The sequence below is a fragment of the Arthrobacter sp. BPSS-3 genome, assembly GCF_044628475.1.
Lineage (GTDB): Bacteria > Actinomycetota > Actinomycetes > Actinomycetales > Micrococcaceae > Arthrobacter.
On sequence record NZ_JBIMMV010000003.1, the window covers coordinates 180,898 to 202,253 of the forward strand.

General features: G+C 68.8%; 23 protein-coding genes, 6 tRNA genes and 1 riboswitch. Of the genes, 17 read left to right on the forward strand and 12 right to left on the reverse strand.

Going from position 1 to position 21,356, the window contains the following annotated elements; genetic code table 11:
* The first annotated feature begins 40 nt into the window (after positions 1 to 40).
* Complete coding sequence (locus ACFVY3_RS06590; RefSeq protein WP_400159285.1) at positions 41 to 1,468, forward strand: alpha/beta fold hydrolase; 1,428 nt, start codon at positions 41 to 43, stop codon at positions 1,466 to 1,468.
* A 16-nt stretch (positions 1,469 to 1,484) separates the two neighbouring features.
* Here ACFVY3_RS06590 and ybaK read toward each other — a convergent pair whose 3' ends face one another.
* Genes ybaK through ACFVY3_RS06605 form a run of 3 tightly spaced genes read right to left on the reverse strand, consistent with a single transcriptional unit; the run spans position 1,485 to position 3,376 of the window.
* Positions 1,485 to 1,979 (reverse strand): Cys-tRNA(Pro) deacylase, encoded by a 495-nt coding sequence (gene ybaK, locus ACFVY3_RS06595; protein ID WP_400159170.1) that lies wholly within the window; start codon positions 1,977 to 1,979, stop codon positions 1,485 to 1,487.
* A gap of 8 nt (positions 1,980 to 1,987) precedes the next feature.
* The gene (locus ACFVY3_RS06600; protein WP_290258081.1) at positions 1,988 to 2,449 is read right to left on the reverse strand and encodes a SufE family protein; all 462 of its coding nucleotides are present in this window, start codon (positions 2,447 to 2,449) and stop codon (positions 1,988 to 1,990) included.
* A gap of 9 nt (positions 2,450 to 2,458) precedes the next feature.
* Positions 2,459 to 3,376, reverse strand: a complete 918-nt coding sequence (locus tag ACFVY3_RS06605) for a sulfurtransferase (protein WP_400159171.1) — start codon at positions 3,374 to 3,376, stop codon at positions 2,459 to 2,461.
* Positions 3,377 to 3,589: 213 nt separating this feature from the next.
* On the opposite strand from ACFVY3_RS06605, the gene zapE reads away from it, so the two are divergent.
* Positions 3,590 to 4,627, forward strand: coding sequence for a cell division protein ZapE (zapE, locus tag ACFVY3_RS06610; RefSeq protein WP_400159172.1), 1,038 nt, complete (start codon positions 3,590 to 3,592; stop codon positions 4,625 to 4,627).
* A 160-nt stretch (positions 4,628 to 4,787) separates the two neighbouring features.
* Here zapE and ACFVY3_RS06615 read toward each other — a convergent pair whose 3' ends face one another.
* The 6 genes from ACFVY3_RS06615 to ACFVY3_RS06640 all read right to left on the reverse strand — a co-directional run bounded on the left by ACFVY3_RS06615 (position 4,788) and on the right by ACFVY3_RS06640 (position 5,795).
* Entirely contained in the window at positions 4,788 to 5,054 is a 267-nt protein-coding gene (locus tag ACFVY3_RS06615) for an antitoxin (protein WP_377972929.1), read from the reverse strand.
* A 203-nt stretch (positions 5,055 to 5,257) separates the two neighbouring features.
* Positions 5,258 to 5,329 (reverse strand) — tRNA-Val (locus ACFVY3_RS06620).
* 34 nt (positions 5,330 to 5,363) lie between these two features.
* Positions 5,364 to 5,436 (reverse strand) — tRNA-Gly (locus tag ACFVY3_RS06625).
* Between the two features lie 53 nt (positions 5,437 to 5,489).
* A tRNA-Val gene (locus tag ACFVY3_RS06630) sits at positions 5,490 to 5,564 on the reverse strand.
* Positions 5,565 to 5,604: 40 nt separating this feature from the next.
* Positions 5,605 to 5,675, reverse strand: a tRNA-Cys gene (locus ACFVY3_RS06635).
* Positions 5,676 to 5,722: 47 nt separating this feature from the next.
* Positions 5,723 to 5,795: transfer RNA gene (locus tag ACFVY3_RS06640), tRNA-Gly, on the reverse strand.
* A gap of 442 nt (positions 5,796 to 6,237) precedes the next feature.
* Between ACFVY3_RS06640 and ACFVY3_RS06645 the strand changes: the two genes are divergently transcribed.
* The 3 genes from ACFVY3_RS06645 to ACFVY3_RS06655 all read left to right on the forward strand — a co-directional run bounded on the left by ACFVY3_RS06645 (position 6,238) and on the right by ACFVY3_RS06655 (position 7,963).
* Positions 6,238 to 6,312, forward strand: a tRNA-Val gene (locus ACFVY3_RS06645).
* A 259-nt stretch (positions 6,313 to 6,571) separates the two neighbouring features.
* Positions 6,572 to 7,417 carry a cytochrome gene (locus ACFVY3_RS06650; RefSeq protein ID WP_377972928.1) on the forward strand — a complete coding sequence of 282 codons (846 nt, stop codon included), beginning with the start codon at positions 6,572 to 6,574 and terminating at the stop codon, positions 7,415 to 7,417.
* A 303-nt stretch (positions 7,418 to 7,720) separates the two neighbouring features.
* A complete protein-coding gene (locus ACFVY3_RS06655; RefSeq protein WP_400159173.1) occupies positions 7,721 to 7,963 on the forward strand; it encodes a hypothetical protein in 243 nt (80 codons plus the stop codon).
* Positions 7,964 to 8,172: 209 nt separating this feature from the next.
* Here ACFVY3_RS06655 and ACFVY3_RS06660 read toward each other — a convergent pair whose 3' ends face one another.
* On the reverse strand, positions 8,173 to 9,774 hold the full coding sequence (locus tag ACFVY3_RS06660) for a DUF222 domain-containing protein (RefSeq protein WP_400159174.1): 1,602 nt from the start codon (positions 9,772 to 9,774) through the stop codon (positions 8,173 to 8,175).
* A gap of 130 nt (positions 9,775 to 9,904) precedes the next feature.
* On the opposite strand from ACFVY3_RS06660, the gene def reads away from it, so the two are divergent.
* From def to hisF, 12 genes are all read left to right on the forward strand, one after another.
* Positions 9,905 to 10,480: a peptide deformylase gene (def, locus tag ACFVY3_RS06665; RefSeq protein WP_400159175.1), complete on the forward strand. Its 576-nt coding sequence runs from the start codon at positions 9,905 to 9,907 to the stop codon at positions 10,478 to 10,480.
* Positions 10,477 to 11,397 (forward strand): methionyl-tRNA formyltransferase, encoded by a 921-nt coding sequence (gene fmt / locus ACFVY3_RS06670; protein WP_400159176.1) that lies wholly within the window; start codon positions 10,477 to 10,479, stop codon positions 11,395 to 11,397. Before def ends, fmt begins: the two co-directional genes overlap by 4 nt.
* Positions 11,394 to 13,037: an RsmB/NOP family class I SAM-dependent RNA methyltransferase gene (locus tag ACFVY3_RS06675; RefSeq protein ID WP_400159177.1), complete on the forward strand. Its 1,644-nt coding sequence runs from the start codon at positions 11,394 to 11,396 to the stop codon at positions 13,035 to 13,037. The genes fmt and ACFVY3_RS06675 overlap by 4 nt, the downstream gene beginning before the upstream one ends.
* Before the next feature lie 48 nt (positions 13,038 to 13,085).
* On the forward strand, positions 13,086 to 13,742 hold the full coding sequence (rpe, locus tag ACFVY3_RS06680) for a ribulose-phosphate 3-epimerase (RefSeq protein ID WP_364137674.1): 657 nt from the start codon (positions 13,086 to 13,088) through the stop codon (positions 13,740 to 13,742).
* Between the two features lie 125 nt (positions 13,743 to 13,867).
* Positions 13,868 to 14,018: riboswitch (FMN riboswitch) on the forward strand.
* A 155-nt stretch (positions 14,019 to 14,173) separates the two neighbouring features.
* Complete coding sequence (gene ribD, locus ACFVY3_RS06685; protein ID WP_400159178.1) at positions 14,174 to 15,316, forward strand: bifunctional diaminohydroxyphosphoribosylaminopyrimidine deaminase/5-amino-6-(5-phosphoribosylamino)uracil reductase RibD; 1,143 nt, start codon at positions 14,174 to 14,176, stop codon at positions 15,314 to 15,316.
* The gene (locus ACFVY3_RS06690) at positions 15,316 to 15,954 is read left to right on the forward strand and encodes a riboflavin synthase (RefSeq protein ID WP_400159179.1); all 639 of its coding nucleotides are present in this window, start codon (positions 15,316 to 15,318) and stop codon (positions 15,952 to 15,954) included. Before ribD ends, ACFVY3_RS06690 begins: the two co-directional genes overlap by 1 nt.
* Entirely contained in the window at positions 15,951 to 16,646 is a 696-nt protein-coding gene (ribB, locus tag ACFVY3_RS06695; RefSeq protein WP_400159180.1) for a 3,4-dihydroxy-2-butanone-4-phosphate synthase, read from the forward strand. The genes ACFVY3_RS06690 and ribB overlap by 4 nt, the downstream gene beginning before the upstream one ends.
* A gap of 22 nt (positions 16,647 to 16,668) precedes the next feature.
* Positions 16,669 to 17,376 (forward strand): GTP cyclohydrolase II, encoded by a 708-nt coding sequence (gene ribA / locus ACFVY3_RS06700; RefSeq protein ID WP_400159181.1) that lies wholly within the window; start codon positions 16,669 to 16,671, stop codon positions 17,374 to 17,376.
* A 55-nt stretch (positions 17,377 to 17,431) separates the two neighbouring features.
* Positions 17,432 to 17,914, forward strand: coding sequence for a 6,7-dimethyl-8-ribityllumazine synthase (gene ribH, locus ACFVY3_RS06705; protein ID WP_400159182.1), 483 nt, complete (start codon positions 17,432 to 17,434; stop codon positions 17,912 to 17,914).
* An 81-nt stretch (positions 17,915 to 17,995) separates the two neighbouring features.
* The gene (locus tag ACFVY3_RS06710; RefSeq protein ID WP_290258065.1) at positions 17,996 to 18,259 is read left to right on the forward strand and encodes a phosphoribosyl-ATP diphosphatase; all 264 of its coding nucleotides are present in this window, start codon (positions 17,996 to 17,998) and stop codon (positions 18,257 to 18,259) included.
* 103 nt (positions 18,260 to 18,362) lie between these two features.
* Positions 18,363 to 19,205 (forward strand): ATP phosphoribosyltransferase, encoded by an 843-nt coding sequence (hisG, locus tag ACFVY3_RS06715; protein ID WP_290258064.1) that lies wholly within the window; start codon positions 18,363 to 18,365, stop codon positions 19,203 to 19,205.
* A gap of 59 nt (positions 19,206 to 19,264) precedes the next feature.
* The gene (hisF, locus tag ACFVY3_RS06720; protein ID WP_290258063.1) at positions 19,265 to 20,041 is read left to right on the forward strand and encodes an imidazole glycerol phosphate synthase subunit HisF; all 777 of its coding nucleotides are present in this window, start codon (positions 19,265 to 19,267) and stop codon (positions 20,039 to 20,041) included.
* A 45-nt stretch (positions 20,042 to 20,086) separates the two neighbouring features.
* On the opposite strand, the gene ACFVY3_RS06725 is transcribed toward hisF, so the two are convergent.
* Positions 20,087 to 20,656 (reverse strand): YdeI family protein, encoded by a 570-nt coding sequence (locus ACFVY3_RS06725; protein ID WP_400159183.1) that lies wholly within the window; start codon positions 20,654 to 20,656, stop codon positions 20,087 to 20,089.
* A gap of 186 nt (positions 20,657 to 20,842) precedes the next feature.
* Complete coding sequence (locus ACFVY3_RS06730; protein ID WP_400159184.1) at positions 20,843 to 21,298, reverse strand: VOC family protein; 456 nt, start codon at positions 21,296 to 21,298, stop codon at positions 20,843 to 20,845.
* Positions 21,299 to 21,356 lie beyond the last annotated feature (58 nt).

Consider the following 21,356-nt stretch of genomic DNA (forward strand, 5'->3'; position numbering starts at 1 on the left):
CGCCCTCGCCTGGCAGAGTCCGCCTCCGGCGTCGCGCGCCATGCAGCGTTTCTCCGGCGGAGCATTCCGCCGCGGCACCAGCCGCCGCGTCCTGCCCATCCCGGTGGCGGCTGCCCCCGCGCCGGCCGCGTCCCTGACCCGCAACGCGAAGTGGGCGGCGGCCGGGATTGCCGGCGGCGGAGCCGCTGCCGGACTGCTGGCCGCCGGCTCGTCGGCGCTGGCGCTGTATTTCGCCCGCCGCGTGGTCACCCCCGTCCGGGTCCGGGAGGAGGACCAGGAGGTCCTGGCCGTGATCCGCGACGCCGGCGGGAAGCCGCAGGTGATCCTCAAGGCCACCCCGGACGCCGTGGTGGACGGCGTCTATGGGCTGTTCTTCGACGGCGGCCGCGGGCACGCCCGGATCGGCCGGATCGTCTCCTACTCGCCGGCGGAACAGACCGTGCTGCGCGAGGTGGAGGCCGTCTACGGCGGCGACCTCAGCCAGGTCCGGCGGGCCTACTGGAGCGGCGCCGTGCATCCGGATCCCGCGGCGCTGGGCCTGCCGGCGGAAGACGTCGAGATCGAGGTCGACGGCGGCACGGCGCCGGCATGGCTGGTCCGCCCCGCCCCGGCCGTCGACGCCCCGTCCGGCGCTCCCGTCGCATCCTCTGCTGCCGGAGACGCTCCCGACGCATCCTTCGCACCCGCCGCAGGCGAAGCCCCCGCCACTCCCGGTGCCGAGGCGCCGTCGAGGGAATCGGCGCCGCCGTCGGATGTGTGGGCGATCATGGTCCACGGACGCGGCGCCTCACGGCAGGAGGGCCTGCGGGCCGTCCGCGTGGCCCGCGACCTGGGCCTGACCAGCCTGCTGATCACCTACCGCAACGACGGCCAGGCGCCCTCCGCCCCGGACGGCCGCTACGGTCTGGGCTGGACCGAGTGGCGCGACGTCGAGGCGGCCATCGGCTACGCCCTGGAGCACGGCGCCCGCGAGGTGGTGCTCTTTGGCTGGTCCATGGGCGGCGCCATCAGCCTGCAGACCGCCGACCTCTCCCGATACCACCACCTGATCCGGGCCATGGTGCTGGACGCTCCGGTGATCAACTGGGTGGACGTGCTGGCCCACCACGCCCAGCTGAACCGGATTCCCTCGGGTATCGGACGCTACGGGCAGCTGATGATGAGCCACCCGCTGGGCCGGCGCCTCACCGGTCTGGCGGCGCCGGTGGACCTCAAGGCGATGGACTGGGTGTCCCGCGCCGTGGAGTTGCGGACGCCCACGCTCATCATCCACTCGGTGGACGACGAGTACGTTCCCTACGGCCCGTCCGCGGTGCTGGCGGAGAAGAACCCGGAGATGGTCACGTTCGAATCGTTCACCACCGCGCGGCACACGAAGGAGTGGAACGTGGACCCGGAGCGCTGGGAAGCCCTGGTGACGGCGTGGCTGGGACAGCGGTTGGCCCCGCGGGCCACCCCGGTGGACTAGGCGGAACGCCCGGCCGTCAGCGGCCGGTGCCGATCCGGGCCGTGCTGGCGCCGGTGAGCCGAACCAGGTCCTGCGGGCTGAGTTCCAGGTCCAGGCCGCGCCGTCCGCCGGAAACCAGGATGGTCTCGAGGGCCAGGGCGCTCTCGTCCAGCACGGTGGGGGAGGACTGCCGCTGGCCCAGCGGGGAGATCCCGCCGAGGACGTACCCGGTGCGGCGCTCCGCCGTCGCCGGATCCGCCATGGCTGCCTTCTTCCCGCCGAGGGCCGCCGCGATGGCCTTGAGGTCCAGGTTGCCGCTCACCGGCACCACGCCGACGGCGAGCCGGCCGTCGACGTCGACCATCAGGGTCTTGAACACCCGGGCCGGGTCGATGCCCAGCACCTCGGCGGCCTCCATGCCATAGCTGGCCGCCGCCGGATCGTGGGTGTAGGGGTGCGCGGTGAAGGATACCCCGGCCGCCGCGAGTGCCGCGGTGGCCGGGGTTCCCTGGGAGGCAGTCTTGCGTGCCATGGTGCCGTTTAGCCCTGCTGCGGCAGTTCGGCGACCTTGCGCTTGATCCGCCCGAGCATCGCGGTCATGCCGCGCATCCGCAGCGGGGTGATGGCGCGGGTCAGGCCCAGCAGTTCGGGCATGTCGTCCGGCACCGCCAGGATCTCCGCGGGGCTCAGCCCGTCGAGTCCCTCGTGCAGGACACCGGCAAACCCGCGGGTGGTCGGAGCCTCCGGCGGGGCCTTGAAGAACAGCCGGACGCTCTGGGCCCCCGACTGATCCGCGGCGGGCTCGGTTTCGATCGTAAGGAACAGCGGCGACTGGCACTCGACCACCTGCTCCAGCAGCTCCGGGTGGTCCAGGAGCCGGGCCGGCGGGTCGGGCAGTTCGCGGGAGAACTCCAGCAGCAGCTGCAGGCGCTCGGATTCCTCGAGTGCCTGGAAGTCGTCAACGATCTCCGCCAGGGCGGTGGGCAGGGCAGTGGAAGTCACGATTCCAGCTTACTTTCCCGCGGGGACGGTGCCGCGCTCGGCGCCCCTGGCGATCGGGACGCGGACGGCGTTGCCCCACTCGGTCCAGGAGCCGTCATAGTTGCGGACGTTCTCGAAGCCCAGCAGGTACTTCAGGGCAAACCAGGTGTGGCTGGAACGCTCGCCGATCCGGCAGTAGGCCACGACGTCGTCGCCAGGGGTCAGCCCGGCCTCGCCCAGGTACAGCGCCTCAAGCTCGGAGCGGTCGCGGTAGGTGCCGTCCTCAGCGGCCGCGCGGGCCCAGGGGATGGAGGCGGCGGTGGGGATGTGGCCGCCGCGGAGGGCGCCCTCTTCGGGGTAGGCCGGCATGTGGGTGCGCTGGCCGGTGTATTCCTCGGGGGAGCGGACGTCGATCAGCGGCTTGCCCAGGTGGGCCAGCACGTCGTCCTTGAAGGCGCGGATCGGGGTGTCGTTGCGCTCGACCACGGGGTACTCGGCCGGTGCGACGGCGGTCTTGTCCGTGGTGAGCGGCCGGCCCTCGGCGATCCACTTGTCGCGGCCGCCGTCGAGCAGCCGGACGTCCTCGTGGCCGAACAGGGTGAAGACCCAGAGCGCGTAGGCGGCCCACCAGTTGGACTTGTCGCCGTAGATGACCACGGTGCTGTCGCGGGAGATGCCCTTGGCGGAGGCCAGGGCGGCGAAGGCTTCCCCGTCGACGTAGTCGCGGGTGACCTCATCGTTCAGGTCCGTGTGCCAGTCGATCTTCACGGCGCCCGGGATGTGGCCGGTCTCGTAGAGCAGCACGTCCTCGTCGGATTCGACCACCACCAGCTGGCCGTTCCCGACTGCCCCGTCCTCCAGCGCGGCGGCGAGCCACTCGGTGGAGACCAACCGCTCGGGGTGGGCGTAGCCGGCAAATTTCTCGTTCTGCTCAACGGGGTAGGGCATCAAGAGCGCCTTTCACTGGAAGTCGGGGGTGCCCGGCGGACGCGTGTCGCGGCCCCGGGCCTATGACAACACTAACCACGGGCGCGCGGGATTGTTCCTTCGGGGTTCTCAGGGGGAAATATGGTCTTCGTCACGGCCGCGGCCGCCGCCGGTAGCCACTGCGGCTTTGCCGGTAGTCTTTCTGGGGACACGAGACCAGCAGAACGGACCACCTTGGTACAGATCGAACAGCTCGCCGCCAGAACCCCGGCGGTTTCCGTGGATGAACTCCTCAAGGGTTTTTATCCGTCGCCGCGCTTTGGTGAGGTCTCTTTCGCCAGCTACCGCCCCGATCCGGCCCAGCCCAGCCAGGCTCACGCCGTCCGGGCGCTGGAAACCTTCGCGGCCGGCGTCGGCGCCGGAAGCGGCGATGGCCTGTTCAAGCGGCTCTTCGGCAAGAAGGAAACGTCCCGCGCGGGCATCTACCTCGACGGCGGTTTCGGCGTCGGCAAGACCCACCTGCTGGCCTCTCTCTGGCACGCGGCGCCCGGGCCCAAAGCGTTCGGCACCTTCGTGGAGTACACCAACTTGGTCGGCGCGCTGTCCTTCCGGAAGACCGTGGAGGCACTGAGCAGCTACAAGCTGGTCTGCATCGACGAGTTCGAGCTCGACGATCCGGGGGACACCGTGCTGATGTCCCGGCTGATGCGCGAGCTCGCCGACGCCGGCGTCAAGCTCGCCGCGACCTCCAACACACTGCCCGGTTCCCTGGGCGACGGCCGCTTTGCCGCCGTCGACTTTCAGCGCGAGATCCAGGTGCTGGCGGACCAGTTCGACGTCGTCCGGATCGACGGCGAGGACTTCCGCCACCGCGGTCTGCCGAAGGCTCCGTCGCCGCTGCGCAACGACGAACTCACCCACCACATGCAGCGGGAATTCGACGGCAAGACCGTGGCCAAGGACGAATTCAGTACCTTGATCAACCACCTGGCCGGCGTGCACCCCAGCCGCTACCGGCAGCTGATCGACGGGATCGACGGCGTGGTGTGGCGGAACGTGGAGACCATCACCGAGCAGGCCGTGGCGCTGCGCTTCGTGGTGCTCGCCGACCGGCTGTACGACAAGGACGTCCCGATCCTGGCCAGCGGTGTGCCCTTCGACCGGCTCTTCACCGAAGAGATGATGACCGGCGGCTACATGAAGAAGTACTTCCGGGCGGTCTCGCGCCTGACCGCCCTGGCCCGCGAGGGCCAGAACCACGAACCGTCGTAGGACTCACGGCGGCGGTGGTCCCGCCGTCCGCCCCGGCGCCGCCGGCTGCCCGCGGCAGCCGCGCCGCGTCGGCGTCTCGGCGTCTCGGTGTCACTGATTAAACGACGAAGGTGCCGGCGCCGCCTCACGGCGGGACCGGCACCTCGCTGACGTACCTGGGCTAAAGGCCCTGCTGCCGGGGTTCCCCGGCTACTGGCGGGACCCCCGCGACGTGGGGTTCGCTGGCGGGACCCGTTTCGGGCCGTCCGTTGGCGTTGTCCACGTAATCGGAGGCGCTCCGCTGAACGGTGTCGACGCGGTCGGCGTACTTTCCGCCGGTCTTGGAATCGACGAAGTCACCGGCCTTCTCGATGCCGTCCTTGATAGCCGTTTCGTTGCCATCAATCAGCTTCTGAGCCTTGCCCTTTAGATCGTCAAGTAAACCCACGGGCACCTCCTTTCAGTCGCGGAGCCAGATCGCTCCTAGCGCTTTCGATCCTAGCCCCGGCCCGGAGGCATGCCAAGGGAACTGACGGTTTGTACGCCCAGAGGAGAAAGCCATGATGGAAGGGGCATCACGACGGCGGCCGGTCGCGGTGCCGGGAGGCGAGGAAACGAAAAAAGCAGCTCCCGGGGGAGCTGCTCTGAGAGTGGGCGATACTGGGATCGAACCAGTGACCTCTTCCGTGTCAGGGAAGCGCGCTACCGCTGCGCCAATCGCCCGCAACCGGAAGAATCCGGAGTGGATGGTAAAGAGAGCGGACGACGAGATTCGAACTCGCGACATCCACCTTGGCAAGGTGGTGCTCTACCAGCTGAGCTACGTCCGCATTTAGTCCGTCCGGCAATGCCGGCGGTACTGGTCAAGCAAGTTTCCTTGCTTTGGTGGGCGATACTGGGATCGAACCAGTGACCTCTTCCGTGTCAGGGAAGCGCGCTACCGCTGCGCCAATCGCCCCTATGCATCCGGCCGGGACCGGAAACCAGGGTTTTCACCGAGGTGGGTACGGGATTCGAACCCGTGTATACGGCTTTGCAGGCCGCTGCCTCGCCTCTCGGCCAACCCACCGTGTAGACAGAATCCGTGAAGATCCTTATCCGTGACAGTGTCCTGCGAGCGGACGACGAGATTCGAACTCGCGACATCCACCTTGGCAAGGTGGTGCTCTACCAGCTGAGCTACGTCCGCAGTGTTGATTGTTGATTTCCCGCCGCACTCGGCAGTTCCTCGCGTTCCAACGAGTAAGAACTCTATAGGAGGTTCAGGCAATCTACAAATCGAGGGCGCTCCGCCGGCCGGCAACCCCCGCGGATCCCTGTAACCACGCGGATTTTGCTAATTACAGAGCTGTAATTCGGGGCCGTTTCCGGCATCGTCGCGAGGGGCGGAGGCGACAGCTCGGCTGGGGACACGACCGGCCCGGCGCCGCTCCGGCGTCACGACTCGCTGGTCCGGCCATCCGAATCCTGGCTTTGTACGGCCGAAGGCTCTGCGGAGGATCCGACGTCGTCATCACGATTCGCGGACACCCCCGATATGGGCCCGGCCCGGGACCCGTCAGGCCGCCCCGCCCCAGTTGAAGGCCGATTTTAGATTTCCGCCGGGGTGGGCTAGCATTCAAGGGCACCCGGGGCGATTGGCGCAGTGGTAGCGCGCTTCGTTCACACCGAAGAGGTCACTGGTTCGAACCCAGTATCGCCCACCAACAGATGGTCCGTTCCGCTCTTAGAGCGGGGCGGACCATTGTTTTTTTGCGGTGAGGCGTCGTTATCGGCTGGGCCGGTCGGGCCGAGGACTGGACGGTCTCGGACAACTCGACGGACACCGACCGCGGGCAGCGCCTCCCGGCGATGTATTTGGCCACCGGCTACCAGCTACGCACACGCGGCGCCCGCAACCGCCGTCGTCGTTGATCGCCTCCACAGTTTCATATCGCGTCAGACCCCTGTGAAAGAGTTTTTGCCATGACAGCCCCACTCCTCGCCCACGCCACCGAGTATGGACGGATGTACGCCCGTTCCACCTCGGCCCAGTTCACGGTTCCCTCGATCACCACAGTGATCGGCCAGCAGCCGCACGGACTGGATGGCTGGTTCGGCTACATGGGCGCCAACAGCCTGGCCGCAGATCCATCGCTGCCGGAGATCCTGGGCAGCCCGGCAAAGGTCCGCCAGGCCGTCAGCCGGGCGGCGAAGGCAGCGGAAACCTATCGGGACGACGCGGCCAAGCGCGGCGACCGGGTACACAACTACTGCGAACAGGTTGCGTTGCGTGCCTTGGGCCGGCCGCACCAGATGAAGGAAACCCGCGAGGCACTGGCGGCTAACGGCGAGGAAGCCTTCGCGGCCCGCTTCGACGAGTGGTGGGAGCTGTTCCAGGTCGAACCGATCGCACCGGAGATCACCGTCTGGAACCAGACCGTGGGCTACGCGGGAACCCTCGACCTGGTGGCGAAGATCAACGGCCGCACCTGCCTGATCGACTACAAGACCAAGGGCACCACGCGGGACGGTATGGTGAAGCCGCTGGACGCCAAGGTGGTGATGCAGCTGGTGGCCGGTATGAAGGCCGAGGAGAGCCTGGTTGACCCGGTGGCGGGGGAGTGGGAGCCATGGCAGCACGGTGATTCGCCCATCCTGCTGGCCGTGGCCATCGGCGAGACCGAGGTCCGCCCGGAACGCGCCAACCCCAATGTCCTGAAGCACCACTGGTGGAAGTTCTGCGCGCTGCGACGGGTCTGGGAGATGTCGGCCGACACCGTGGCGGCGGGTCCTGCGCTGCTGCCGATCGCCCCGCCGATGGCACGCTAACCCTTCGCCTTAGCGCCTCTTTCGGGCCGAAACGCCCTGCCGCGAAGCGGCGCCGGGTGGGCAGGCTAGGGCATGGCAGTTCGGCGTAGCTCTCTTTTTCTCTGCATGGTCGGTGCCTTCACCATGGCACTGCTAAGTGGTTGCGCGGCTCCCGGAGGGCCGGGACGGGGGACGACATCCGCAGCACCCACCGTGGAATCGGGATCCCCGACCGCTCAGGCTCCTGGACCAGCGACCACGCCGGCATCCCGGTCGGGCGCCCCAGCCACTACTGCCGTGCCGGCGTCGGAGACTCCTGTTGCCGTGCCGTTCAACCTCTTCACGCATTGCGGTATCCGCGAGGCACTGGTCGACGGGACGTACTTCCTCGCCGACGAGATCCTCGACGACGGCAATGGCAACCCTCCCGCCGGCTGGGACAACCCCTACCAGGCCGGCACGATGACGGTCAGTGGCTCCACCGCGGTCTTCCGAGACGACGCGGGACACGAAGTGACCTTCCATTCGCGGCCGGGAGCCACCGGTTTCCTGAACATGTGTTCGTGACAGCAACCCCGGGCAGGCCTAGTCACGACGGCGCCGCCAGCCACTAAACGGCGGGAGGTAGCAGCCGGTCCCGCGGCGCTGGCCGAATGACCGGCGGGAGGTAGCATCCCGTCCCGCGGCGCCGGCCAGATGACGACGGCAGACAGTAGCCGGCCGCGCGGCAATGGCACGGAAGCGCCGGCCAGCCAGCAAACGGACGGACATTCCGGCTAGGCAGCGAGGGGACGGAAGAACCCGTTGCGGCGCGGTCTTCGGCCGGGGTCCACGTGCGGTGGCGGGATGAACCAGGGCACCCCCAGGCGGACTCGGATCTCCCACTGCTCCTTGTGGACCACGTGGTGGTGGTGCGAGCACAGCAGCGCTCCGTTGTCAGTGCTCGTCGCGCCGCCCCTGGACCAATAGTCGATATGGTGCGCCTCGCACCATGGCGCCGGAATGGAGCAGCCTGGAAAGGCACATCCTTGATCCCGAGCCACCAGTGCTTTCCGGATGTGCGGCGGGAACACCCGTGACGCCCGGCCGATGTCCAAAATGCGGCCCTCACCGCCGAGCACCACGGGAATGATGTCCGCGTCGCACGCAATCTTCCGCACCGTCGAGGCGGTGACCGGGCCCGAGAAGAGCATGGTCCCCGTGCCCTCGCTTGATTCGATCCGTTCCAACAGGTCCCGGTAGTCGATAGTCACCATCACCTGCGGCCTGAGCCCTCCGGCGGCCGGTAGCCCATCTGAGCCGGAGGCAACCTTGCAGCCACCGACCAGTCCGTCGAGGCGCTTCTGGGCAAGGGAGCGCAGGTCGAGTCCCACCCCGCCGTCCATATCCGGGGGTGAACCAGAGACGCCGCCCTCGGTGCCCGGCCTTCCGCAGCTGGCGCCATCGCGGCCCTCTGCAGGGGTTACGGACCCACCGTCGTCGTTCCCGATCCGCGGGTTCGTTGCCGTGTTCATGACGGTGATGAGGTGCTCGAACTGCTCGTCGGTGGCGAAAATCTCGAGGTGCTGCAGACCGTGCCGCCGCCTCCGGATGAAAGCGCCCTGCAGCTGCCGGAGTAGCTCCTCCGACGGTTCGCTCCCGTCCGGGTCCACAGCGTTCAACCACCGCTGCGCGATCCGGACCAGGAAATCGGGGTCCTGTTCGACGGCCGTGCGGGTGAGGGCGTGTTCGATGCGCCGGAGCGTAGCGGTGTCGCAGACGGGTTTTGCGTTTGCCAGGGCCGCCACGGTGACGCCGGCCGACCGCGCAGAGACGTCGCCCGCTGCCACCGCGGCTCCCAGTTCCTCGCGGACCGGCGGAAGGAGCTCTCCAGTCAGGTCCTGCCGTGGCAGTACCGCCTCGGACAGCCGCAGCCTGCTCCGTGCCTCGGCGAGAGAGATGTGCAGCCTGGCCCGGAGGAATTCCGCAGAATTCCGGCATCCGTCGTCCGAAGCAACGGCAGGGGTGATGGCGGGATCTTTGGGGGCCGCCCGCCGCGCGGGAGCCACTGTCGCTGCCGCCTCCGCGATTTCCGGCCGGGTCGGCTTGGCAGACGCCTGCCAGCCGGTGGTCCACCCGGGAACGGCGTGTGCGTCCGGCGCGACAAGCTTCCTGCTTCGGTCCACCGCCGCTGCGGCCACGAGTTGCCAATATTCGGTGAGCCGGGACAGCTGCTCGACCGCATCTGCCAGGTCGGCCGCGGCCTGGATGTCGAATCGATAGGCGGCCCGCACCGCCTCCGGACCGGCCTCCCGGATCAGGGACAGGGCCGCATAGAGACCGGCGACCGACGTCGGTCCGGAATCGAGATCCGCGATGAAACCCTCGATGGCTTCCATGGATCAAGTCTCCTGCGGGGGTCTGACATTTTTAGCGGGGGGTGCACAAGGCAGGGAAAATCCCCGCCGCCGAATCTGGCACTAAACTGGATGGAATCCCTGACCGCCCAGCTCGAAGGACAGATCACCCATGGCCATTTTGAACATCCGCATCATCGGGGACCCTGTGCTGCGCACAGTTGCCGATCCCGTGACGGAGTTCGGGCCCGAGCTGGAGAAGCTGGTGACGGACATGCTCGAAACCATGGAAGACGTCGAAGGCGCCGGCCTGGCCGCCCCGCAGGTGGGCATCAGCCAGCGCGTCTTCACGTACCGGATCCGCGGCGTCGAGGGCCACATCATCAACCCCGTCCTGGACAACAGCGAGGACTTCCAGCCCGACGAGGTGGAGGGCTGCCTCTCCATCCCCGGCCTGGGCTTCCCGGTCCGCCGCTTCCGCCACACGCGGGTGACCGGCGTCGACGTGCACGGCAACCCGGTGGAGCTCGAGGGCGAGGGCATGCTGGCCCGCGTCTTCCAGCACGAGACGGACCACCTGGACGGCATCCTCTTCACGGACCGTCTCGAGGGTGAGGACCGGAAGGCCGCCCTGCGCGCCATCCGCAACGCCAACTATGACTCCATCACCGAACAGACGACGTCGAAGCGCGCCAAGACCGTCGACTCCAGCTTCGGCGCCGGCGCTTCCTTCGGTTCCGCCCAGTGAGGGTTCTCTTCGCCGGGACCCCCGCCGTCGCCGTCCCCTCACTTGACGCCCTGGTCGGCGCAGGGTTCGACGTCGTCGCCGTCCTGACGCGCCCCGACGCGCCGCTGGGGCGCAAGCGCGTCATGACCCCGTCGCCGGTGGCGGCGCGGGCGGCCGAGCTCGGCATTGAGGTCATCCACGCGGCCAAGGTCGACGCCGATGTGACGGCCCGGATTGCCGCCGCCGCCCCGGACGTCGCCGCCATTGTTGCCTACGGAGGGCTGATCCCGCGATCCGCGCTCGACGTCCCCGCTCACGGCTGGATCAACCTGCACTTCTCGCTGCTGCCGGCCTGGCGGGGCGCCGCCCCGGTCCAGCGCGCCCTGATCGCCGGCGACGACGTGACCGGCGCCGTGACCTTCCGGCTCGAGGAAGGCCTGGACACCGGCCCCGTCTACGGCACCCTCACCGAGTCCGTCGGACCCGAGGACACCGCGGGGGAACTCCTGGAACGCCTCTCCCACAGCGGTGCCGTGCTGCTGGCCCAGACACTCTCCGCGGTCGACGCAGGCAAGGCCGCCGCGGTCCCGCAACAGGGGGATGTCACCCTCGCCCCGAAGCTCACCCTCGAAGACGGCCGGCTCGACTGGCAGCTCCCGGCGCTGGCAATCAGCCGACGCTCGCGCGGCGTCACACCCGAACCGGGTGCCTGGACCACGCTGGACGGACAGCGGATCAAACTTGAGCCGGTCCGGCTGCGACCCCAGGCTGGGGCACTGCAGGCTGGCCACGTGGCGTTGGATGGGAAGGCCGTCCTGGTAGGAACCGGCTCACACCCGGTGGAACTGACCCGGGTACAGCCCGCAGGCAAGAAAATGATGGCCGCCGCCGACTGGGCGCGCGGGCAGGCAACACTGGAAAGCGTGGTCTTCGAATGAGCGAGTCCGGATCCAACGGAAACGGCCGCGGCCGCAGCGGAGGCGGCGCGGGCAACCAGCGCGGCCAAGGAAACTCCGGTAACCAGCGCGGCCAAGGAAACTCCGGCAGCCAGCGCGGTAAGGGCGGCGCCGGAGCCGACAGCTCCCGCGCCGGCGTGCGCCGCGACGCCCAGGGCCGCGAACGCAACCGGGGTCCCAAACGCAACTTCACCGAAAGTGCCCCGGCCCAGCGCACCCGCCGCGCCGACCCGGCCCGGCTGGTGGCCTTCGAGGTGCTCCGCGCCGTCGCCGCCGAGGACGCCTACGCCAACCTGGTGCTCCCGGCGCGGATCCGCCACCACGGCCTGGACAAGCGCGACGCCGGCTTCGCCACCGAACTCAGCTACGGCGCCCTCCGCGGCCAGGGCACCTATGACGCCATCCTGGCCCGCTGCGTGGACCGGCCGCTGGACCAGCTGGACCCGGCGATCCTCGATGCCCTGCGGATCGGCGCGCACCAGCTGCTGGCCATGCGCGTTCCCGCCCACGCCGCCCTGGACGAGACTGTCGGCCTGGCCCGCGCCGTCATCGGCGCCGGCCCCTCCGGCCTGATCAACGCCGTGCTGCGCAAGGTCTCCGCCCACACGCTCGACGAATGGCTCGAGCTCCTGCTCACCGGAGAAGCGGACGAGACCAAGGGCGCCGCCATCCGCTACGCCCACCCGGAATGGATCGTCCGGGCCTTCCGCCAGTCGCTGGTGGCGCACGGCCGGCCGGTCTCCGAGATCACCAGCCTGTTGGAGGCGGACAACGCCGCCCCGGTGGTCAACCTGGTAGCCCTGCCCGGCCTCGGCAGCCTCGACGAGGCGCTGGAAAACGGCGCCACCCCCGGCGAGCTGGTGGAGGGCTCGGCGCTCTCCAGCGGCGGCGACCTGGGCCGGCTCGCCTCCGTCCGGGACGGCAGCACCCGCGTTCAGGACGTCGGCTCCCAGCTCGTGGCCCGCGCCCTCGCCGCGGTGGACCTCGCAGCCGAAGGCCACGGAGAAGCCAAGAACGACGACGGCGAACGCTGGCTTGACCTCTGCGCCGGCCCCGGCGGCAAGGCGGCCCTCCTCGGAGCCCTCGCCCGGCAGCACGGCGCCACCCTGCTGGCCAACGAACCCGCGCCGCACCGCGCCAAGCTGGTCAGCCAGGCCCTCAGCGCCGTTCCCCGTGAGACCTGGCAGGTCCGCACCGGCGACGGCCGCGAAGTGGGAACCGAGATGACCGGCCAGTTCGACCGAGTCCTCGTCGACGTGCCCTGCACCGGCCTCGGGGCCCTGCGCCGCCGCCCGGAATCACGCTGGCGCCGCACGCCCAAGGACCTTGCGGACCTCGGTCCGCTGCAGCGGGAGCTGCTCAAATCCGCACTCGATGCGGTCAAGCCCGGCGGCGTCGTCGCCTACGTGACCTGCTCGCCGCACCCGGCCGAGACCACCGCCGTCGTCAGCGACGCCCTGCGCAAGCGCGAGGACCTGGAGCTGCTCGACGCCGGCGCCGCCCTGGACGCCGTGAGCCTCACCGGTCACCTGGACGCCGGCCACGAGTCGACCGCCCAGCTCTGGCCACACCTGCACCGGACGGATGCGATGTTCCTGGCGCTCATCCACAAAAAGGCCTGATCCAGCGGTCATACTGGCACCACACCGGCACCACAGCAAAGGACTTCCATGTCGCACACCTGCATCAACCCCAGCATCCTCTCGGCCGACTTCGCGAACCTGCAGACCGAGCTGGCGAAGATCCGGACCGCGGATGCGGTGCATGTGGACGTGATGGACAACCACTTCGTGCCCAATCTCTCCCTGGGCCTTCCGGTGGTGCAGCGGCTGCAGGAGATCAGCCCGATCCCGCTCGACGCCCACCTGATGATCGAGCATGCGGACCGCTGGGCACCGGCCTATGCCGACGCCGGCGTCGCCTCCGTGACCTTCCACGCCGAGGCGTCCATCGCTCCGGTGAAGCTGGCGCGCGAATTGCGGGCCAGGGGAGCAAAGGCCGGGCTGGCGCTGCGCCCGGGCAGCGGCGTCGAGCCGTTCTTCGACATGCTCGGCGAACTGGACATGATCCTGATCATGACGGTGGAGCCCGGCTTCGGCGGCCAGGAGTTCCTGGAACTGACCCTCCCCAAGATCCGCCGGGCCCGCGCGGCCATCGACGCGTCCGGCCTGGACGTGCTGCTGCAGGTCGACGGCGGCATCACCGAGGACACCATCTGGCGGGCTGCCGAGGCGGGGGCGGATGTCTTCGTCGCCGGTTCCGCGGTCTATGGGGCCGACGATCCGGCTGAGGCGATCGAGCGGCTCCGCGAGGCCGGAAAGCGCTAACACCGGACCGAGCGTCTGGACGACGCTGCGGCTTCTGGACGACCCCGCGCCTGTTTCGTCCGGTGACGGCCGCGGGCCCGGAATACCCGGCCGCCAGGCGCGGTTGTGTCAGAATAGCTACACACATACGTGCTCCGGGGTCGGTGTAAGTCCGAACCGGCGGTGATAGTCCGCGACCCGCGAGCCGGCGCCTTCCAACAGGAGGGCAACGGCGGACGGTTGAACCGGTGGAATTCCGGTACCGACAGTTAAAGTCTGGATGAGAGAAGCACGTACAGCTGTTACTGCGGCGCCCTTTCGCGCCGCGGCACTGTGCTGTCGTATACCCCCGGAGCCATCGCGGTTCAGAGGAAAGGTATAGACAGACACATGAACCCCCTGCGATGGCTCTTCAACCGCACCGCGGTCCTCCGGGACCGGGCGGGCGGCCGATGAGCGTTCACCACACCACACCTGACTTCAGCGCAGCCGAATCGGCGGCCATGGACGCCGCCCTCGCCGCGGCCGCCCTCGGTCCCCGCGGCGCAAATCCGCTGGTGGGAGCCGTCATCATCGCCCCCGACGGGTCCCCGCTGATCACCGGCTACCACCGCGGCGCCGGCACCCCGCACGCCGAGGCCGACGCGATCGAGCAGGCGAAGCTGGCCGGGTTCGACCTCACGGGAACCACCATGGTGGTTACCCTCGAGCCCTGCAACCACGTGGGCCGCACCGGCCCCTGCGCCCGGGCCATCATCGACGCCGGCATCGCCAACGTCGTCTACGCCGTGGACGACCCGCATGATCCCGCCGCCGGGGGAGCGGCCACGCTGCGCGCCGCCGGCGTCACCGTCCGTTCCGGCCTTGCCGAAAAGACGTCACTGGAGCTCAACCGGCGGTGGTTCGACGCCGTCGCCGCCCAACGGCCGTTCGTCACCCTGCACATCGCCCAGACCCTCGACAGCAGGATCGCCGCCGCGGACGGCACCAGCCAGTGGATCTCAAGCCCCGAGTCGCTTGAAGATAACCACGCCCTGCGCGGCCGGATCGATGCGATCCTGGTGGGCACGCAGACCGTCCTGGTGGACAACCCGCGGCTGACGGCCCGCACCCCCGACGGCCGGAACGCGGACAAGCAGCCGCTACGCGCCGTGATGGGTCTGCGGGGCATCCCGGAGGACGCCGCCGTGCACGGCGACGACGGCAAGGTGCTGCACCTGCCCACCCGCGAGCCGGCCGAGGCGTTGGAACAGCTGTTCGACGCCGGCGTCCGGCACCTGATGGTGGAGGGCGGCTCCAGGATCCTCAGCGCGTTCCTGTCCGCCGGCCTGGTGGACGAGCTGATCCTCTACCTCGCGCCCACCCTGCTGGGCTCCGGCACGGCCGCCCTCGAGGACCTTGGCATCGGCACCCTAGCCGACGCCCAGCACTGGGACTGGGACGAGGCCACCGGCGGCTCCGTGCAGCGGCTCGGCCGCGACCTGCGGCTGCACCTGCGGCCCCGCTCCGCCCACCCGGGCGCCGAGACAGGCACCCCTTCTTCATCTGAGACCACCCCGCGCCACCCCGCGATCACCGCCCCAGGAGGCAACTGATGTTTACCGGAATTATCGCCGAACAAGGAAAGGTACTCTCGGTCGCCCGCGACGGGGACACCAGCGCCACCCTCCGGCTGCACGCACCCACCAGCACCGAGGGCCTGGCCCACGGCGGCTCCATCGCCGTCAACGGCGTCTGCCTGACCGCCACGGACATCGACGGGACCGACTTCAGCGTCGACGTCATGGGCGAGACCCTGGTCCGGAGCGCCATCGGCAGCCTTGCTGCGGGGGACCGGGTCAACCTGGAACGCTGCCTCCCGGCCGGCGGCCGGCTGGACGGGCACGTCGTGCAGGGCCACGTCGACGGCGTCGGACAGCTCCTGGAGCGCGAGGCGCTGGGCAACTGGGACCGGCTGCGCTTCGGTGTGCCCGCGCCGCTGGCCCGCTACATCGCCGAGAAGGGCTCCATCGCCGTCGACGGCGTCTCCCTCACCGTCACCGCGGTCAGCCCCGCCCCGGCGTCCGAGCCATGGTTCGAGGTGGGCCTGATCCCCACCACGCTGGCCGAAACCGGACTCGGCGCCAAGGAGATCGGCGCGCCTGTGAACCTGGAAGTGGACGTGCTGGCCAAGTACACCGAACGGCTCCTGGCCTTCGCCCCCGCACGCACCGCTGGAGAGGACGCATCATGAGCACGCTGCAGAACCGCCAGGACGACGCCGTTCGCGCCGCCGGCGCGCGTGCCCGGGTGCTCGACCCGGTCGAGGACGCCATCCGCGCCATGGCGGAAGGCCGTCCGGTCCTGGTGGTCGACAACGAGGACCGCGAAAACGAGGGCGACATCATCTTCGCCGCCGCGCACGCCACCCCGGCGCTGATGGGCTGGACCATCCGGCACAGCTCCGGCGTGATCTGCGTGCCGCTGGAGGACGACCGCGCCGACGCCCTGGCCTTGCCCCCGATGGTCACCATCAACGAGGACGCCAAGGGCACCGCCTACACCGTCTCCTGCGACGCCGCAATCGGTGTCAGCACAGGAATTTCCGCCACGGATCGGGCCCTTACGGCCCGGATTCTGGCCGATCCCACCAGCGAACCCAGCTCCCTGACCCGGCCCGGGCATGTTTTCCCGCTTCGCGCCGTTAAGGGGGGTGTGCGGGAGAGGCCCGGCCACACCGAAGCAGCCGTCGAGTTGTGCCGGCTGGCCGGCGTCGAACCCGTTGGTGTGATCGCAGAAGTAGTGCACGACGACGGAGAGATGATGCGGCTGGACGGACTTCGCAGCTTCGCGCTGGAGCACGGCTGCCCGCTGATCTCGATCGCCGACCTGGTGGCGTACCTTGAGGCCGGGAACACCGGTAGCTACGCGGCGGCCTCCGCCTAGGACCTTGGACAGAGGAGAAACAATGACGACTTCCCCAGCGCAGCCGGCCACCCCGGCGCAGCAACCGCACCCGGTCAGCGGCGGCCCCATCGTGCAGCTTCCCACCGCCTTCGGCGAATTCGTGGCCCAGGCCTGGACGGACCTGGAAACCGGTGCCGAGCACCTGGCGGTCAGCTCCCCGCTGCCCGCCACCGACGGCAAGGCGCCCCTGGTCCGGCTGCACTCGGAGTGCCTCACCGGCGACGTATTCGGCTCCTACCGCTGCGACTGCGGCGAGCAGCTGGCCTACGCCCTGGAACTGATCCACGAGCACGGCGGAACCCTGCTCTACCTGCGCGGCCAGGAAGGCCGCGGTATCGGCCTCGCGAACAAGATCCGGGCCTACGCGCTGCAAGAAGCCGGCTTCGACACGGTCGAGGCCAACGAGCAGCTGGGCCTGCCGGTGGACGCCCGCTCCTACCAGGCCGCTGCCCAGATCCTGGCGGAGATGGGCCTGAACGAGGTCCGGCTCCTCAGCAACAACCCGGACAAGCAGGACCGGCTGGCCCAGGCCGGCGTTCACGTGGTCGAAATGGTCCCCACCGAGGTGCCCTCCCGCGAGCAGAACCTCCGCTACCTGCAGACCAAGAAGGACCGGATGGACCACCGCCTGGTCCTCGACATGCAGCCGGCCACGCTGGACCCCGGAGCTGGTGCCGCCGGCGTCGAATCCGGCGTCCAGGCCGGCTAGGCCGCACCTCCTCCCACCCACTTTCTCCCCACAGAACCAACAGCAAGGACACCCTATGAGCGGCCACGGCGCCCCCACGATCGACCTGACCACCCAGTCCTCGGAAACCGGCAGCCTCAAGGTGGCCATCGTTGCCGCCAGCTGGCACACCGCCATCATGGACGGCCTGCTCGACGGGGCCCTCCGCGCGGCCAAGGAGGCCGGCATCGCGGAGCCCACCGTCCTGCGCGTGCCGGGCACCTTCGAACTGCCCGTCGCCGCCGCCCGGCTGGCGCCGCACTTCGACGCCGTCGTCGCCCTCGGCGTCGTCATCCGCGGCGGCACCCCGCACTTCGAATACGTCTGCGAGGCGGCCACCATGGGCCTGACCGAGGTCAGCGTCCGCACCGGCACGCCGGTGGGCTTCGGCGTTCTGACCTGCGACACCGAGCAGCAGGGTATCGACCGGGCCGGCCTGCCCGGTTCGAACGAGGACAAGGGCCACGAGGCGTTCACCGCCGCCGTCGCGTCCGCCGTCACGCTCAAGCAGTACCGCTAGGCTGTGGAATCCCTCACATCAGGGGAGTCATCAGGAGGCCCGGCAGGCGGCGTCACGCCCGGAGCAAGTAGGCTGGAGGGTGTGAAGAATTTCGAGTCGCTGTTCGCAGAACTGAGTGAGAAGGCCGCCAGCCGTCCGGCAGGCTCCCGCACCGTCGCCGAACTTGAGTCCGGCGTCCATGGCATCGGCAAGAAGGTGGTGGAGGAAGCCGCCGAAGTGTGGATGGCTGCCGAGTACGAATCCGACGAGGCCGCAGCCGAGGAGATCTCCCAGCTGCTGTACCACCTGCAGGTCCTGATGCTCGCCAAGGGACTGACCCTGGAAGACGTCTACAAGCATCTCTAGCCACGCGGTTCCGCGTCCCCCGGCCCACGCCGGCGGACGCGGAGCAGTCCGTGGCCCGCAGTGCCTGTTACCCCATGACGATCGATCCAGAAAGAAACTTCCCATGCTGAGAGTTGCCGTCCCGAACAAGGGATCCCTGTCCGAAGCCGCCTCGGCCATGCTCGCCGAGGCCGGTTACCGCCAGCGCCGCGACAGCCGCGAACTGGTCATGGTCGACCCGGACAACGACATCGAGTTCTTCTTCCTCCGCCCGCGCGACATCGCCGTCTATGTCGGGCAGGGAACGCTCGACGTCGGCATCACCGGCCGCGACCTGCTCCTCGACGCCGAGGTCGACGCCGAGGAACTGCTGCCCCTCGGTTTTGCGGCCAGCACTTTCCGCTTCGCCGGCCCGGTGGGCGACTTCAGCTCCATCGACCAACTCGAGGGCAAGCGCCTGGCCACCAGCTACGACGGACTGCTCCGCGGCTACCTGGCCGAGCGCGGCATCAACGCCAAGGTCGTCCGGCTGGACGGCGCGGTTGAATCCTCGGTCCGCCTGGGCGTGGCCGACGCGATTGCCGACGTCGTCGAGACCGGGACCACGCTCAAGGCCGCCGGCATGGAGATCTTTGGCGAACCGATCCTGAAGTCCGAGTCGGTGCTGATCGGACGCAAGGGCGAGCAGAACCCCGCCGTCGAGATCCTCATCCGCCGTCTGCAGGGTGTGCTGGTGGCGCGCCAGTACGTGCTGATGGACTACGACATCCGCAACGAGCTCGTGGAGCAGGCCGCCGCCCTGACCCCGGGCCTGGAATCGCCCACGGTGTCTCCGCTGCGTGACTCCGACTGGGTTGCCGTGCGCTCGATGGTGCCGAAAAAGGACACCAACCGGATCATGGACGAGCTCTATGACCTGGGCGCCCGCGCCATCCTGGTGAGCAGCATCCACGCCTGCCGGATCTAGGTCAGCCGGTCTTAGGTCAGCCAGGGCCCCCGAACAGCACGTCAACAGCAGGAGCAGTCATGTCAGTAGCCGTCCGCGTCATCCCGTGCCTGGACGTCGACGCCGGCCGCGTGGTCAAAGGCATCAACTTCGAGGGCCTGCGCGACGCCGGTGACCCGGTGGAACTGGCCCACCGCTACGACAACGGCGGCGCGGACGAGCTGACCTTCCTGGACGTCACGGCCTCCTCGGGCAACCGGGAGACCACGTTCGACGTCGTCCGGCGCACCGCCGAGGAAGTCTTCATCCCGCTCACGGTGGGCGGCGGAGTCCGCGGCGTTGCAGAGGTGGACAAGCTGCTGCGCTACGGCGCGGACAAGGCCGCGATCAACACCGCCGCCGTGGCCCGGCCGGACGTGATCGACGAGATCACCCGGCACTTCGGCTCGCAGGTGCTGGTGCTCTCCGTGGATGCCCGCCGCACCCGGCCCGGGTCCAAGCCCACGCCCTCCGGCTTCGAGGTCACCACCCACGGCGGCCGCCAGGGCACCGGCATCGACGCGCTCGAGTGGGCGCGGGAAGCTGCGGACAGGGGAGTGGGGGAGATCCTGCTCAACTCGATCGACGCCGACGGCACCAAGGACGGTTTCGACCTGGAACTGATCCGGCTAGCCCGAGCCGCCGTGAAGGTCCCGCTGATCGCCTCCGGCGGCGCAGGCCGGCCCGAGCACTTCCCGCCGGCAGTGGCCGCCGGGGCCGACGCCGTCCTGGCCGCCTCCGTCTTCCACTTCGGCCCGGTGGACATGATCGCCCAGGTCAAGACCGCGATCCGCGACGCTGGGTTCGAAGTCCGATAGATCGGGCTGGGCTTTACCGAACCTCTTGTGGTGAGTGTGGCGTGTTTAGGTCCCCTGCGCTGGCGTCGCGAGTTTTGCGAGGTGCCTGGCGATGCGGTTCGCACGCAGACCTTTTGTCCGGGCGGTGGTTACATCGAGCAGTATCCGATAGCGGGCGCCGCTCGGGAGGGCATTGAAGGCAGCCTCTGCATCGGGCGCTGTGCGGAGAGCGCAGCGTAAGTCGTCGTGTACCTCTATTGACGCGGGCCCAGCGTAGGCCCTGTCCCAGCGCCCGTCTGTCTGGGCGAGAGCTACTTCGGCGTGACCGCGTTCGCGCATGCGGCCCGCAGCGGTAAGTGCACCGACAATTTTGATGTTGCGTTCTGACCACATGGATCGTGCCCGGCGCGGAGTGAAGTGCTGGCTGTACGTTCGGGCATCGATCTTATTCCTGCGACCATCGATCCACCCGCTGCACAGCGCTTCCTCAAGAGCTTGGGTGTACGTGAGTGTTGTTGGGGTACTGGTGTCCTTCTTGGCGAGGGTCAGCCACACCCCGTCGCTTGTGTTCTCGTATTCGTTCAACCACTCCCGCCATGCACTGGCGTCTGCCACGGTCAAATGTGAGTGGATCATGGCTTGCCTGCTTCACAGCGGGTCGTGTCGTTGCCGCCCACCAGGGCAACCGACTTGGCCGGGTGCGCGGACCAAGTGAAGTCAGAGCGGGCAGGGAACATGATTCTCTTTTCATGGAGGGTGGTGTGCAGCTGCGGAGGCCGTGGCGGGAGTCAACCGGACCCCGCGCCACGGCGTTTGGAGCATTTAGGCGGTAGTGACGCTGAAGCTCCAGGTAACGCCGAACTGATCGGTGAGCATCCCGAAACCGGCGCTCCACGCCGACGCGGCAAGCGGTTCGATGATGGTGGCATCAACGGCCAGCGCGTCCCAGTAACCCTGAAGCTCTTCGAGGACGTCGGATTCGATAGCGACGAAGAAAGCCTGGTCGGTGATAGTGGTGTTTTTCTCACGGCGGGTCGAGCCGCCCCCGGCAATCGTGCCTTCGCTTTCGCCGGGAATGTCGTAGCCCATCACGCGGAAACCGTTTTCCGCGGTGACGAGGCCAAATACGATCTTGTCGGCACCGGGTAGTTCAGCTGGCATGCCGAAGTCTGCGTAGGTGTTTAGCACGGTGTGTCCGCCGAATACGGACTGGTAGAACTCCAGCGCTTGGCGTGCATCGCCGCGGAAGTTGAGGTGGGTAGTGGTTTGAATAGTCATTGGGCTCCTCGGTGAAATACGGCCTACCGGCTCGATGGAACCAGCATTACAGGCGTCT

What these genes read in the sequence shown, in the direction of transcription:
- ybaK (WP_400159170.1), bottom strand. Translation starts at nt 1,979, where the DNA reads ATGGCACGCAAGACTGCCTCCCAGGGAACCCCGGCCACCGCGGCACTC.
- rpe (WP_364137674.1), top strand. Translation starts at nt 13,086, where the DNA reads ATGTCGCACACCTGCATCAACCCCAGCATCCTCTCGGCCGACTTCGCG.
- ACFVY3_RS06590 (WP_400159285.1), top strand. Translation starts at nt 41, where the DNA reads ATGCAGCGTTTCTCCGGCGGAGCATTCCGCCGCGGCACCAGCCGCCGC.
- ACFVY3_RS06675 (WP_400159177.1), top strand. Translation starts at nt 11,394, where the DNA reads ATGAGCGAGTCCGGATCCAACGGAAACGGCCGCGGCCGCAGCGGAGGC.
- hisG (WP_290258064.1), top strand. Translation starts at nt 18,363, where the DNA reads ATGCTGAGAGTTGCCGTCCCGAACAAGGGATCCCTGTCCGAAGCCGCC.
- ACFVY3_RS06690 (WP_400159179.1), top strand. Translation starts at nt 15,316, where the DNA reads ATGTTTACCGGAATTATCGCCGAACAAGGAAAGGTACTCTCGGTCGCC.
- ribB (WP_400159180.1), top strand. Translation starts at nt 15,951, where the DNA reads ATGAGCACGCTGCAGAACCGCCAGGACGACGCCGTTCGCGCCGCCGGC.
- ACFVY3_RS06725 (WP_400159183.1), bottom strand. Translation starts at nt 20,656, where the DNA reads ATGATCCACTCACATTTGACCGTGGCAGACGCCAGTGCATGGCGGGAG.
- ribD (WP_400159178.1), top strand. Translation starts at nt 14,174, where the DNA reads ATGAGCGTTCACCACACCACACCTGACTTCAGCGCAGCCGAATCGGCG.
- ACFVY3_RS06605 (WP_400159171.1), bottom strand. Translation starts at nt 3,376, where the DNA reads ATGCCCTACCCCGTTGAGCAGAACGAGAAATTTGCCGGCTACGCCCAC.
- ribH (WP_400159182.1), top strand. Translation starts at nt 17,432, where the DNA reads ATGAGCGGCCACGGCGCCCCCACGATCGACCTGACCACCCAGTCCTCG.
- hisF (WP_290258063.1), top strand. Translation starts at nt 19,265, where the DNA reads ATGTCAGTAGCCGTCCGCGTCATCCCGTGCCTGGACGTCGACGCCGGC.
- def (WP_400159175.1), top strand. Translation starts at nt 9,905, where the DNA reads ATGGCCATTTTGAACATCCGCATCATCGGGGACCCTGTGCTGCGCACA.
- ACFVY3_RS06660 (WP_400159174.1), bottom strand. Translation starts at nt 9,774, where the DNA reads ATGGAAGCCATCGAGGGTTTCATCGCGGATCTCGATTCCGGACCGACG.
- ribA (WP_400159181.1), top strand. Translation starts at nt 16,669, where the DNA reads ATGACGACTTCCCCAGCGCAGCCGGCCACCCCGGCGCAGCAACCGCAC.
- ACFVY3_RS06650 (WP_377972928.1), top strand. Translation starts at nt 6,572, where the DNA reads ATGACAGCCCCACTCCTCGCCCACGCCACCGAGTATGGACGGATGTAC.
- ACFVY3_RS06730 (WP_400159184.1), bottom strand. Translation starts at nt 21,298, where the DNA reads ATGACTATTCAAACCACTACCCACCTCAACTTCCGCGGCGATGCACGC.